Genomic DNA, 13660 nt, shown 5'->3' with positions numbered 1-13660 from the left:
TTATTTTCCACCATTAAAATCACTCTGACTTTTTTCTCTTTTTGGACCAAGCTGGGAGAAGAAAATTCCCATTTCGAAAAGAATCCACATAGGGATAGCAAGTAGAACTTGAGAAATGACATCGGGGGGAGTGAGTAACATGCCAATTACGAAAACCCCGACAATAACATATGGTCTTTTTTCACGCAGACTTTCGACTGTAGTTAAGCCTGACCAGACTAGAAGTACTGTAGCAACCGGGATTTCAAAAGCCACCCCGAATGCAAAAAACATCTTTAGAACGATACTAAGATAGCTGCTAATGTCCGGTAGAACTTGCACCCCTTCAGGACCTGCGGCCGTTAAAAAGGCCCAGGCGAGTGGAAAAACCACGAAGTAGGCAAAAGCAAGGCCACAATAAAACAATACTATACTGGAAAAAAGAAGCGGAAATGCGAAGCGCTTTTCATGACGGTAAAGTCCTGGTGATATAAATGCCCAGACCTGGTGCAGTATGTAGGGCATAGCGACAAATACAGCCAGTATTGCCGTCATTTTAAACGGTGTTAAAAACGGGGCTACTATATCGGTAGCTATCATAGATGAGTTTTCAGGTAATCTTTCGCGCAATGGCTCTGCCAGTAATAAGTAGATATCATTTGCCCAATAGAACATGCCAAGAAAGACGACTAGTATCGCGACAACGCATCTTAAAAGACGATCGCGCAGTTCTAGAAGGTGACCTAAAAGTGACATCTCTGATTGTTGAGAAATTTGATCCTGGGCGTCCAATTGTTCTGTCATTAGCTATTATTTGAATTATCCGAGTTGACCGGCTTACTTGATTTTTTGGAGGTTACATCAAGATTAATTGTTTGATTCAAGGACTCTTCTGCAGTTCCCGCCAGCGAATTTATTGCGCTTTGGGTTTCATTTAAAGACTCTTGAAGTTCATTTGCTCCAAGCCCTTGCTTCAGGTGTTCCTGTTGTTCTTTTATTTGTTGCTGTAATTCCTGTACTTTGAGTTCCCTATCAATTTCTGTCTTGATAGAGTTGAAGCTCTGTTTAGCTTTCCCAACCCACATACCGACAGTTCTAGCGGCCTTGGGTAAGCGTTCAGGACCAAGCACTATCAATGCAATCACACCAACAACTAGTAACTCAAGAAAACCCATATCAAACATCGTAATTTATCTTTCTGAAGTGGTTACAGATTACTCAGATTTTTCTTTTTCTTTTATGACTTCGCCTTCAACAACATTGTCCTCAGACTTTTGTTCGATATTGGCTTGCTTAGCTTCTTCGTCGTTAACTGCTTTTTTGAAACCCTTAAGAGCTCCACCAAGATCTGAGCCGATATTTTTTAGTCTTTTTGTGCCGAAAAGTAAAATAACAATCAATAAAATAATGAGCAATTGCCAAATACTGATACCCATAATGGTTCTCTCTATGTAGTCATTTTGTTGACCTGGAGACGTTTAATATCTCGTCCCTTTAAGGTCTATTAAGTTAATTACGCGAACGGAAGGTGACCGCCGCCCAATATGTGGAAGTGAATATGAAATATTTCCTGGCCACCACCACGCTCAGTGTTAATTATGGTTCTAAAGCCCGAGTCCAAGCCTTGATCCTTCGCAAGTTTCGGTAACAATAGCATGATTTTACCCATCAGACCCTCATCTTCTGGTAACAAATTATTGAGGCTTGCAATATGTTTACGCGGAATCACCAGTAGGTGGGTATCGGCTTTTGGGGCAATATCCCTGATAACAAAAACGTCATCGTCTTCATAGACGCGCTCTGAAGGTATTTCATTTCGTTCGATTTTACAGAATAAACAGTCGTCCACAGGGGTCTCCTTGAGCTATGGGGGAACCTTTATTTTTTGAAAGATACCACAAAACAGGTAATTGACAAGCCGAGCAGGCCCACACTAAGCCATTGATTATCTGTTATATTTGTTATACCAAAAGTCCAAATTAGGGCTATTGTCGCACCCAGTATAGAAAGACTTATCTTTTGAGCGGACTCTTTTTGAGCATTCTTAAGTTCGGTCAACCTATTTTGTAGTTTTTGTTGTTGCTCTACTCTACTCTTGGCGGTATCTAAAAAGTGGCTTAACTTGTCAGGCATTTCTGGAAGTTGTTCGAACCACTGCGGGGCTTTCTGCTTGATTTTGTTCCATACTGCTACCGGCCCATAGGCCTCGGCTAACCAGCTTTTTAAAAATGGTTGTGCGGTTTGCCAAAGGTCAAGTTTGGGATATAACTGTCTGCCCAGACCTTCGATGTAGAGCAGGGTTTTTTGCAATAATACCAGTTGAGGCTGTACTTCCATTTCAAAACGTCGTGCAGTTTGGAAGAGTTGAACCAGAAAGTGACCAAAAGAAATTTCGTCCAGCGGCTTTCCGAAAATAGGCTCACAGGCAGTGCGGATGGCTGATTCAAACTCTTCGATGGAAACGTCTTGCCTGACCCAGCCTGAATCAACATGTAGCTCAGCGATACGACGATAGTCTCGATTAAAAAATGCAACGAAATTCTGTGCCAGATAACGCTTGTCAGACTCATTGAGAGTCCCCATGATGCCACAATCGATCCCTATATATTTGGGATCTGCGGGATTTTCTGCATCCACAAAGATGTTGCCTGGATGCATATCTGCGTGAAAGTAGCTGTGCTTGAATACCTGGGTAAAGAATATTTCGACGCCGCGATGAGCCAATAATTTTCTATCAACCTCGGCTCTATCAAGCTCGTCAATATTCCCAATTGGAATTCCATGAATTTTTTCCTGAACCATTACTCGCTTTTGGCAAAGGTCCCAATGAACTTGCGGCACATATAAGATTGAGTTATTTTCAAAGTTACGTTTTAGCTGACTGGTATTTGCTGCTTCGATTCTTAAGTCCAGCTCATTAAACAGGGTTGTCTGATAATCCCTGATAATGGTTCTTGCATGTAACCTGCGTCCAGTAGACGAATATTTCTCAAACCATCCGGCAAGCAGATGGAGAAGTTTCAAGTCGGCGACAATTTTCTTTTTTATTCCCGGCCGAATAATTTTCACCACGACCTCTTCACCGCTTAATAGCCTTGCACTGTGGACTTGAGCGACCGAGGCAGAAGCGAGAGGCTTGGGCTCAAATGCACTAAAAATAGAGTTAATCGGTGCACCCAGCTGTCTCTCGACAATATCTAGCGCCAACTGAGAGTCGAACGGGGCAACCTTGTCCTGGAGTTTTGATAGTTCCTCGGCAATATCATCGGGGAGCAGGTCTCGTCGTGTGGAAAGCATCTGGCCGAGCTTAATGAAAATAGGACCCAACTCGGTAAGCGCCTGATTGAGTCTTTGACCTCGATTGAGCTTCCTGTTTTTGTTGCTGGACAGGGCAAATAGCTTCATTAAGCCCGTTAGTCGGGATAATGGGGTTGGTGCTAAAAACTCTTCTAATCCGTGTCGAATCAGAGTTCGATTGATGACGAAAGCACGGCGTAAGGTAAGCAGGCTGGTCATTTGTTTTTTAGTCTCGTTATTCTGGCGGCGAGTCGATCAACCTGGCTTCGTATGTTATCGACTTCTTCAAAAAATGCTCCGATCTCATATTTACCCGGCGTGACCTTGATTTCTTCCTGCAAGTACTCGGGGATATCCTGCTTTGTTTGAACAATCGCATTTTGTACCAGGTTGTGAAGTTGTGACACACCTCTTGATACCAGTGCGCTAATTTCATCGCCAAGTTTATCGGCAATCGGTTTTTGCCAGTCAGGATCAAGGCCTTCGAGCAACTTCTGAAATCGTTGCGCAGTTTTGATTTCTCCGGAAAAATGAAGATCGCCAGTAAAAATCGAATCGCCGGAATGATCCGCTGTCGCAGCGCCAAGAAAAGCTGAAGCCTTACCGCTTATTGAAGCAGAAACCGGCTGAGTGCTAGATTCAGTGATCACCATTGTTCCATTAGGAAACCGCAGATAATATTGCAGCCCAAGATCGCTAATTTCGAGATGAATAGTTTTTCCTGCAAACTGCTCCAACTGACTTGCCGCTTCGCAGTCCAAAGCCAGAATTCTATTTCCAATCTGTTCGGCCAAAGCCGAAGTTATACGGTTAACAGGAATCATCAGTGTATTCTCAATCTAGAAGTATGCTCAATCCAGAAGTATTTTCAATCCAGAAGTATGCTCATATCTATTGGTTAGTATTTGAAGCCGCGATGAAGAGCAACTATACCACCTGTTAAGTTATGGAATTCGTTATCTTCGAATCCGGCTTTGGCAAACATGGATTTTAAGGTTTCCTGATCGGGGTGCATACGAATCGACTCAGCTAAATATTGATAGCTGTCAGGATCACCTGTAACCCATTGACCTATTTTCGGAAGTACCCGAAATGAATATTCATCATATACTTTACTGAGTACCGGATTGGTAGGCTTGGAAAACTCTAAAACCAACAATCGTCCTCCGGGTTTTAGAACGCGAAACATGGAAGCTAAGGCTTTTTGTTTATCAGTAACATTTCTCAGTCCAAAAGCGATGGTAATGCAGTCAAAGGTATTGTCTGCAAATGGCAGGCATTCGGCATTCACCTGAGCGAAGTCGATGTTTCCGCTAAGCCCTTTGTCGAGCAGTCGATCGCGTCCGACTTTCAACATGGAACTGTTGATATCTGCCAGGGTCACATGTCCACTTTCTCCTACACGAGGAGAAAAGAGGGCAGTTAAATCACCGGTACCACCAGCGAGGTCAAGTACCTTATGGCCTTCGCGTACTCCGCTCATTTCTATGGTAAAGCGCTTCCATAGGCGATGGATGCCTCCAGACATCAGGTCATTCATGATGTCATACTGCTTGGCTACCGAGTGGAATACTTCTGCAACCTTCTTCTGTTTTTCTGAGGTAGGCACCTGCTGAAATCCAAAATGGGTCGAATCAGCCTGAGTGTTTGTTTCTGGCTGCTGAGCGGTTGATTGAGTGGTATCTGGCATGATTATATAAGCGCTTGAAAAAAATTGATAATCTCTGATAGCGAGTATACCAAGTGTTTATCCACAGGTCAGCCTAATTCCCGACGCCTGCTTGATCCAGATCCAGAGTCTTGAGTTTTGAAACCCTTGCTACTACCAAGCGAAAGGCCTTTTTGCGATAATGAGCACCTGTTTTCCATTTAATTAAAGTAATTAAGCTTGTCAAAGTCATCTTTACTATCTGCTCCTACACCCTTGGTGATGGGGGTTTTAAATGTCACTCCGGACTCTTTTTCGGATGGCGCAAAATATCACCACCTGGATCTGGCTGCCAAGCGAGCGCTACAAATGATCGAAGAAGGAGTGGATATTATCGATATTGGCGGTGAATCAACTCGTCCTGGAGCTAGTGAAGTTGAGCTTGATGAAGAGCTGAAAAGGGTGGTTCCTTTAATTGAAAAAATTGCACCTCTGGGAGTCCCTATTTCAATCGACACCAGCAAACCTGAAGTAATGCGGGCAGCCATTAATGCCGGGGCACACATGGTTAACGACGTACGCGCACTTCAGGAAAATGGCGCAATAGATGCTGTTGCCGAGTTGGGTTGTCCGGTATGCTTAATGCATATGCAGGGGCAGCCGAGAACGATGCAGAATAACCCGGAGTATATTGATGTTGTTGAAGAAGTGGCTGACTTTTTGGCGAAAAGAATCACAGCATGCACGGCAAAAGGAATCGACAAAGATTTAATTTGTGTTGATCCGGGGTTTGGATTTGGTAAGAGTTTGGCGCATAATCTCTCCCTGTTGAATAATTTGTCGCATCTCGAAAAGTTAGGAGTCCCGGTTTTAGCTGGTATGTCGCGTAAATCGATGCTTGGACAAATTACCGGAAAAGATGTCAATGAGCGTCTGGCTGCGAGCCTGGCTGTCGCTTTAATAGCAATGCAAAATGGCGCAAAAATCATCCGCGTTCACGATGTGAAAGAAACTGTAGATGTAAGAAACGTATATCTGGCGGCCTTGTCCGCCAACTAGTGAAAACTATAAGGCTATCTGTTTTCACTTAATCAATTAAGAAGTTGTAAACCCAGGAGACATAGATGTCCGCAAGAAAATATTTTGGTACCGATGGTATTCGAGGAAAAGTCGGAGATTACCCAATAACCCCTGAATTTGTCATGAAACTTGGCTGGGCTGTGGGCAAGGTTCTAGGAAATAGTCGACGAGACCGTATTGTCATCGGCAAAGACACGCGAATATCAGGTTATATGTTTGAATCAGCGCTGGAGTCAGGGATTATTGCCGCCGGTATGAATGTTCAACTATTGGGGCCAATGCCTACTCCCGGGATTGCCTATATGACCCGAACATTCCGAGCTGCGGCAGGTATTGTGATTTCTGCTTCGCACAACTCCTATCTTGATAATGGTATCAAGTTCTTTTCTCATGATGGATATAAGCTGCCGGACGAAGTCGAATTGGAGATTGAACATCAGCTTGATCAAGAAATGACCACAGTGTCGGCCGATAAATTGGGGAAAGCAAACATAGTAAAGACTGCATCTGGTCGTTATATCGAATATTGCAAGGCGAGTGTTCCAACGGTACTTTCGCTGGAGGGGCTAAAAATAGTCGTCGATTGTGCTAACGGTGCGGCTTACTCTATAGCACCTAAAGTGTTTCGTGAGTTGGGAGCCGATGTTCAACCCATTTTTAATCAGCCTGATGGCCTGAATATCAACAAAGGCTGTGGAGCGACCGACCTGACCGCTCTTTCTAAAGTCGTTGTTGCAAATGGTGCTGATCTTGGCCTGGCACTGGATGGTGATGCCGATCGCATCATGATGGTGGATCATACTGGCGAAGTGGTGGACGGAGATGAGCTACTCTATATCATTGCTAAAGATGCCGACAAGCGAGGCGTTCTTGGCGGTGGCGTTGTTGGGACCTTAATGTCCAACTTTGGGCTGGAAAAAGCTTTTGAAGCAGACAATATTCCATTTTTAAGGGCTAAGGTTGGTGACCGCTACGTTATGGAGCTGTTAGCTGAAAATGACTGGAAGTATGGTGGTGAATCTTCCGGACATCTGGTGTGCCTGGATAAAAATACTACCGGTGACGGCATTATTTCGGCACTTCAAGTTCTGGCAGTGATGGCTGCTGAAGAGAAGACTTTGGCCGAACTCAAAGGCGGAATGACCAAAATGCCACAGACAATGGTCAATGTGAAAATATCTGAAAAATGTGACCCTATGAAAAGTGATGTTATAGTGAGCGCGGTCAAGGAAGTGGAAGCTGAACTGGGCAATACTGGCAGAGTGCTATTGAGAGCTTCTGGCACCGAGCCTTTAATTAGAGTGATGGTCGAGGGAGAAAATGCTACGCAAGTAGAAACCCTGGCTAATCAGCTGGCGAAGGTGGTTGAAGCAAACCTTTAATTGCTTGGCTATGATTAAAGAGTAAAAGAAGAGTAAAAGAATAATTAAACAGGAGAGCCTATGTTAAGTTCAGTCACTGTAAAAGATTATATGACTTCAGCAATGATCACTCTTCGTCCAGAGGTCGATATTGTTGAGGCTGCGCAAACGTTACTCGAATATCGTTTGTCTGGCGCACCGGTTTTGGATAGTCATAATCGACTGGTTGGATATTTGTCCGAAAAGGACTGCCTCCACACAGTATTAAGTGCAGTTTACAATCAGGACTATGGAGATCTGGTGGAAGATCGAATGTCAAAAGATTTAAAGACTGTTCATCCTTCTGAAAATATTACTGATGTTGCTGAACGCTTTTTGAAAGACGGGGTTCGTATGTATCCTGTTGTAGAGAAAGATGTTCTGGTTGGCATGATCTCGCGGCAAAGCGTTTTAAACGCATTTTGCCGAATCAGCCAAACTCATCCCGCAAAGTAAGTTGCATCTTAACCTGCTTCCTCTGGTCGCAAGTGGCCAGAGGAAGTACGGAAGTCTGATAACACTGCAAATATTGCAAACACGCCTGACTTTAATATTGACTATTGATTGCCTGCAAGTGGCTATTCCCTGCTTGTCCAAACTCAAATATTGGATGAAACCCGCTTTCAGATTCGGCCTATTTACACTTGGTAACTTTTTAAACGCCAATATGGTTGAAAATTAAAACAGCAATCCTCTATATTGTTGGGTTAAACCGCAGATTGCCATAGAATCGATGCTGAGAAGTGATACAGGCATTAGCTATATGATTTCTTGACGACTGGATTTGTTAACGATTTTGATTTGTTAACGACTGGCTCTCCTGCCGATTCGATGTTTTAACATAACAATCTATAATTCAAAGGTCTCAATGATGAAACTTTCGCGACGCTCAAACTTGCTCAAAACCCTTACTTTCGGGTTAATGAGTGGACTTTTGCTAGGCTGCGCCTCTACCCAGACCAAGGTGGATACGCCCGCACAGTCACAGGAAAAGATTTTTAATCTGCCTTACCACATGGAAACTCTGGATAACGGCCTTAAAGTCATTGTCGTCAAGACAGACTATCCGGATCTGGTTTCACTGCACATCCCGATGCAAACCGGATCTCGTAATGAAGTCGAGGAAGGCAAATCCGGCTTCGCTCATTTCTTCGAGCACATGATGTTCAAAGGCACCAAAAATTACCCGCAGGAAGAATACAGCAAGCGTTTGAAAAACGCCGGTGTTGATGGCAACGCTTACACCAGCGATGACCTGACCAATTACCATATCGCTTTCCCGAAAGAACATCTGGAAGAAATGCTGATGTTGGAAGCCGATCGCTTTCAGAACTTGCATTACAGCGAAGCGGAATTTCGAACTGAAGCGCTGGCGGTAAAAGGAGAGTACTTGAAGAATTCATCAAGCCCTTTCCGTAAAATGTTTGAAGGGATCCGTGATAAAGCTTTCCAAAAACATACCTACAAGCATACAACTATGGGCTTCTTGCGCGATATCGAAGATATGCCAAACCAGTTTGAGTATGCCAAAACCTTTTTTAAACGTTGGTACACGCCACAGTTTGCCAGCGTGATCGTGGTCGGTGATGTTGATGTGAAGCAAACCGCCGAGTGGGTGAAAAAGTATTGGGGTGTTTGGAAAAGAGCTGAAAATAATGTCTCAATTCCAAGTGAGCCGCCACAGCAAAAACAGCTTTATGAGCACATTCATTTTGAAAAAACACCGAACACCTATTTAACCATGGCCTTCAGAGCGCCAGCTCTGGATGAAGAAAAGAAAGATAAGCCTGCGCTGGATTTAATGAGCGAAGCCTATTTCTCTCGCTCATCAGATTTGTACAAAGATCTGGTGATGGATCGACAGCTAGTACAATCAGTCGGTGCCTACTTCCCTGACCGCAAAGACCCGCAACTTTTTTACATCTATGCGCAACTTAAAGATGCCAAATTTGCCAATGATGTTAAGCAGGCGATCACTGATACGCTGGTAAAAGCACGAACTCAGTTGGTCGACAGCAAAAAGCTTGAGGATATTAAAAATAATGTTAAATATTCTTTTGCCCGTACCCTGGACTCGACCGGAAGTATTGCCGATACGCTAGCAAGCTATGTTCACTTTGAAAGAGATCCGGAGTTTTTGAACCGTCTTTACCAGACTTCGGCGACTATCACACCGGAAGATATCAGAAAGTTTACGGCCAAGTATTTTGTCGATAAAAATCTTACCATGGTAACTATGTCTCCGGCCGAAAAGCTCGATGGCTTTGATCCAGAAGTAAGTCTTGATGCGCCTAGCCAGATGAAAAAGTCTGCAGATAAGAGTGCAATCAAATCTCTACTCAAGCCGACCAGTTCAGATCTGATCGACATTACCTGGTGGTTTGCCACGGGGGCAGCCCAGGATCCAGAAGGTAAGAAAGGTCTGGCAGCGCTGACTTCAATGATGATCAGTGGTGGCGGTAGTGTTTCGCATACTTACAACGATATTCAAAAAGCCATGTATCCACTAGCAGCTGGTTTTGGTGGTAGCGTAGATAAGGAAATGCTGGTTTTCCGCGGCAACGTGCACAAGGATAACCTGGATAAATGGTACGCGCTGGTCAGCGAACAGCTTTTACAGCCCGGCTTTAGAGAAGACGACTTTAAACGATTAAAAGACCAGCTGATCAACAGTATCGAGAACAGCCTGAAATCAAGCAACGATGAAGAACTGGGTAAGGAAGTTCTCTACGAAGCTTTATATAAAGGTCATCCATATGGCAGTTTAAATTCAGGCCATGTTGCCGATATCAAGAAGCTGACGCTGGACGATGTTAAGGCTTTCTATCAGGCACAATTAACTCAGCAGAATTTAACTGTTGCTATCGCCGGAAATTATTCCGACGCGTTTAAAAACCAATTGCTGGCTGATATGGAAAATTTGCCGAAAGGTGAAGCCGCTAGTCAGTCGATTGCGGATGCGCCGAAGCTGAAAGGTCGTCACGCGACTATCGTTGAAAAGAACACCATGTCGACTGCGGTTTCTTTCGGTTTTCCGATTGACCTTAAGCGCGGTGACAAGGACTGGGTTGCATTATGGCTGGTTCGTTCCTGGTTAGGTGAGCACAGAAACAGTAACTCTTACCTGTACCAGAAAATTCGTCAGGCTCGTGGCATGAACTACGGTGATTACGCCTATATCGAATATTTCCCCGGTGGTATGTTCCGTACCAAGCCGACCATTAACGTGCCGCGTTCCGAGCAAATTTTCCAGGTTTGGATTCGACCATTACGAACTGAAAACGACGCTCACTTTGCGACGCGTACTGCGGTTTGGGAAATGGAGAAGTTGATCGAAAATGGTCTTACTCAGGAGCAGTTTGAGTCGACCCGAAACTTCCTGAAAAACTATGCGCCGCAACTGGTCGATAGTCAGAGTCGTATTCTGGGCAGTTCGGTTGATTCGGCTTTTTACGGTACCGATGAGTTTGTTGACTATGTGAGAAAAGGTTTGAGTGAACTGACCCTTGAGCAAGTTAACGCGGTGATTAAAAAGCATTTGCAACTGGATAATGTTCACTTTGTCTTTATTACCAAAGATGCAAAAGCGATGAAGCAGCGCTTGAGTAGTGAAGCTGAATCACCGATGACTTATAACAGTGAAAAGCCTGCGGAGATTTTGAATGAAGATAAAATCATTGCCAAGTATCCACTGAAGTTAAAAGCGAAGCAGATTAAAGTTGTGCCAATTGATAAGGTGTTTAACTAGGTCTGAATAAGATAGTAAAAACTCTTCCTCCCCTAATTCGAGGGGAGGGTAGAATTGCGGTTAGTGGTGTTAATGTATTACGACTAATTAACCATTAGCCGCTTCTTTTTCCTGCTGAAAAGTTTCCGTTAGTTCCAGCTTTACTGATTGCATGATTTGCTTTTCTAGATTTCTTGCCATTAGGTACCAGGGAGGCTCGCCATCTCTTTTCATATTGACCGAATAATGGAAACCAAAGGTGATAAAGTGCTCTGAAGTTAGAGGGATTGCATAGTAAGGATCAAATGAAGAGTAATGGTTTATTTGGTAAGTTAAAAACTCCTCACACCCCAAACTTTCTAGCTGATAGTTTTTTGAAGGTTGTTTTAGTAAAAACTCATCATCTTGATCTTTATTTGACTCTTCACAAATTGACTCGACTCGAGCTTTGACTTCTTCTCGAAGTTGTTCCGCACTAAACAGATTAATATTTGGCTTAATGATTCTTACTATTTGCATGATTAGGTGCAGAGTACCCAAGTTAGGGTGCATAAAGGTGGAGTAATTATAAAAGCGATCAAAAATTATTTTTGAAGTGTCATTATCATTCTTTTTGAATCTATTGAATTGAGAGTCATCATATAAATTAGTCTGTAACTCAATATCACCTTGAAGGTTAGGAAGTTGTTTCCAATTACCATTAGGCACTGCAAGCGAAAGCCGATTGCCAGAAAGGTCAAACTCCAACGATTCCAAATACTTTAAGTTTGGTCCTTTGGGGCTGTTATTGGTTGAAAGTAATGGGCCGAACATTATTTACACCACTCGTTTCAACATTTTCAATGCACCGTCTTTCAATGCACCGCCAACTTGCTTGCCATAATTCTTAAGTCCAGGATATGGGCGGGTATGAGGGCTCAATTCTGGGCTGGAAAAAGATAATGGAATTAAACCGGGAACAATCGCCAACGGCATTACTGCTAACCTAGCTAAATTTTTAAAGTTAAATTGCTTCATATCCGTTATCGCATTCATTCCAATTACTTGGGGCACCGCATCGAAAGGATTGGCTTTCACTCCTTCTTTGTGCAGCTTTACACCAGCTTTGTTTAAAATATTCTTAGTCACTGCCATATTGGCGCCTGGAGCTTGGAAAAATACCGTATGATGGTCTAGTGGCGTTCCCTTTGTCTTATTATGATAGTTTACGCCTTCGCTGTAAATTATCGCACCTTGGCTATGCGCTACCGTCTTAACTGGCTTTCTGCGTGATTGGCAATCATCGAGTACTTTAGCAAAACGCTTGGTCATACTATTGGTAAGTTTACCTCCAATTTTGTCTCGCAATGATTCAAATGTGTCTCCCAATACATTTACTGTGGGGTTATGAAACAAGGTAAATTCGTTGATCTCCTCGCTATACGCATCTTGAAGGTGAGTAGCCATGAGTCCCTGAGCATTCTTTCGGTCATTACTTTGGCCGTTAACAGCCATATGAGGCGTTTGTACTCGAGTTACATACCTCTTTTTAATCTCCCACGTGCCAACTTTGTTCTTTTTAACCAAGTGCAATCCCGGCAATTCGTGTTTCTTGTTGGCATCTGGATTGTACTGAATCTTATCAATACAAACACACCCTGATTCAATTTTATAATCCACTAAAATCCCGTCAATTGCGTGCATTCTATATTGATGCGGGTTGGATTTATGGCGACCAGCGTCGAGGTTTCTGGGATTGCTTCTGAGTGAGAGTAGCTTTTTAAAGAAGCTCAGGCTGGTGTAGTCATCCTGGATACTGTTGTTGAGAAAATCGAGAACTTCGGGTTTGGTGTAGAGTTGATAACCTGCACCGTTTAATGTTGGGTGAAAGGGAACGTAGCCTTGGGAATTAAGTTGGGAGTTTAACATCATCCGCTCCATGGAAAGTTGTTAGTGTTGATCTTCGATCTTAGGCTAGTGGATTAGGTGAGCTTATACAATCCTCAGAATGAGAACTAACGAGCAATTTTTGGACGGCATTTACTATTTATCTATAAATAGAGATATCAGCGCCGGTTCTGTATAGGACCTAAAGAGCAATCGAGTTATAGGAAACAGTTTAATTATCAGTTGCAATAAAAAAGCTGCGAAAATCAGCTAGTTTTTTTACAGCTCTTCTAATTTTCTTGATAACAAATTTGTTAGTGCGAGTTTCAATGTTCATCAATGGAAGAATAAAGGCATCCACTTGAACGTCTCGTGATTTTTAATCTCATGTAGAGAAATTTTATCTGCAGCGCTTAATAAAATTACTAGAATATAACTGGTTTATTAATTGATAACTGCTGCTATTTTGCTACCTTGTCAGCTTTAATTTGTCATCGTTAAATTGTTAACCATTATATTGGACACTTGGTAATTCCTGCATAATGTAAGGGCTTCACAACCTTTCTCATAAATCCTCACTTTTTTTTCACTACCTCTCTGTTGTTTAAAGTCTTTCGTTCGGGACATGGTGTTAGTTGGTTTTATTGGCTGTTTCATCAGCGA

At 43.1% G+C, this 13660-nt stretch carries 13 protein-coding genes; 4 read left to right on the top strand and 9 right to left on the bottom strand.

Annotation, left to right across the window (positions count from 1 at the left end):
- The 7 genes from tatC to ubiE form a co-directional block, all read right to left on the bottom strand.
- Window positions 1–783, bottom strand: coding sequence for a twin-arginine translocase subunit TatC (gene tatC, locus IYN84_RS08690; RefSeq protein ID WP_196138816.1), 783 nt, complete (start codon window positions 781–783; stop codon window positions 1–3).
- A complete protein-coding gene (gene tatB / locus IYN84_RS08685; protein WP_196138815.1) occupies window positions 783–1163 on the bottom strand; it encodes a Sec-independent protein translocase protein TatB in 381 nt (126 codons plus the stop codon). Before tatB ends, tatC begins: the two co-directional genes overlap by 1 nt.
- Before the next feature lie 30 nt (window positions 1164–1193).
- Window positions 1194–1415: a Sec-independent protein translocase subunit TatA gene (tatA, locus tag IYN84_RS08680; RefSeq protein WP_196138814.1), complete on the bottom strand. Its 222-nt coding sequence runs from the start codon at window positions 1413–1415 to the stop codon at window positions 1194–1196.
- A gap of 77 nt (window positions 1416–1492) precedes the next feature.
- Entirely contained in the window at window positions 1493–1828 is a 336-nt protein-coding gene (locus IYN84_RS08675) for a histidine triad nucleotide-binding protein (RefSeq protein WP_196138813.1), read from the bottom strand.
- 29 nt (window positions 1829–1857) lie between these two features.
- Entirely contained in the window at window positions 1858–3495 is a 1638-nt protein-coding gene (gene ubiB, locus IYN84_RS08670; protein ID WP_196138812.1) for a ubiquinone biosynthesis regulatory protein kinase UbiB, read from the bottom strand.
- Window positions 3492–4100 carry an SCP2 domain-containing protein gene (locus tag IYN84_RS08665; RefSeq protein ID WP_196138811.1) on the bottom strand — a complete coding sequence of 203 codons (609 nt, stop codon included), beginning with the start codon at window positions 4098–4100 and terminating at the stop codon, window positions 3492–3494. The genes ubiB and IYN84_RS08665 overlap by 4 nt, the downstream gene beginning before the upstream one ends.
- Before the next feature lie 74 nt (window positions 4101–4174).
- Complete coding sequence (ubiE, locus tag IYN84_RS08660; RefSeq protein WP_196138810.1) at window positions 4175–4966, bottom strand: bifunctional demethylmenaquinone methyltransferase/2-methoxy-6-polyprenyl-1,4-benzoquinol methylase UbiE; 792 nt, start codon at window positions 4964–4966, stop codon at window positions 4175–4177.
- A 198-nt stretch (window positions 4967–5164) separates the two neighbouring features.
- On the opposite strand from ubiE, the gene folP reads away from it, so the two are divergent.
- The 4 genes from folP (at window position 5165) to IYN84_RS08640 (ending at window position 11152) form a co-directional block, all read left to right on the top strand.
- Window positions 5165–5983, top strand: a complete 819-nt coding sequence (folP, locus tag IYN84_RS08655) for a dihydropteroate synthase (RefSeq protein WP_246722756.1) — start codon at window positions 5165–5167, stop codon at window positions 5981–5983.
- A 65-nt stretch (window positions 5984–6048) separates the two neighbouring features.
- Window positions 6049–7386 (top strand): phosphoglucosamine mutase, encoded by a 1338-nt coding sequence (gene glmM / locus IYN84_RS08650; RefSeq protein WP_196138809.1) that lies wholly within the window; start codon window positions 6049–6051, stop codon window positions 7384–7386.
- A 60-nt stretch (window positions 7387–7446) separates the two neighbouring features.
- Complete coding sequence (locus tag IYN84_RS08645) at window positions 7447–7860, top strand: CBS domain-containing protein (protein ID WP_196138808.1); 414 nt, start codon at window positions 7447–7449, stop codon at window positions 7858–7860.
- A gap of 415 nt (window positions 7861–8275) precedes the next feature.
- Window positions 8276–11152: a pitrilysin family protein gene (locus IYN84_RS08640; protein ID WP_196138807.1), complete on the top strand. Its 2877-nt coding sequence runs from the start codon at window positions 8276–8278 to the stop codon at window positions 11150–11152.
- Window positions 11153–11239: 87 nt separating this feature from the next.
- Here IYN84_RS08640 and IYN84_RS08635 read toward each other — a convergent pair whose 3' ends face one another.
- Window positions 11240–11944, bottom strand: coding sequence for a hypothetical protein (locus IYN84_RS08635; protein WP_196138806.1), 705 nt, complete (start codon window positions 11942–11944; stop codon window positions 11240–11242).
- 3 nt (window positions 11945–11947) lie between these two features.
- Window positions 11948–13039: a hypothetical protein gene (locus IYN84_RS08630; protein WP_196138805.1), complete on the bottom strand. Its 1092-nt coding sequence runs from the start codon at window positions 13037–13039 to the stop codon at window positions 11948–11950.
- Window positions 13040–13660: the final 621 nt, after the last annotated feature.

The sequence above is a fragment of the Aliikangiella sp. G2MR2-5 genome (assembly GCF_015687155.1).
Classification (GTDB): Bacteria; Pseudomonadota; Gammaproteobacteria; order Enterobacterales; family Kangiellaceae; genus Aliikangiella.
This window is presented reverse-complemented; position numbering and strand designations above follow the sequence as displayed.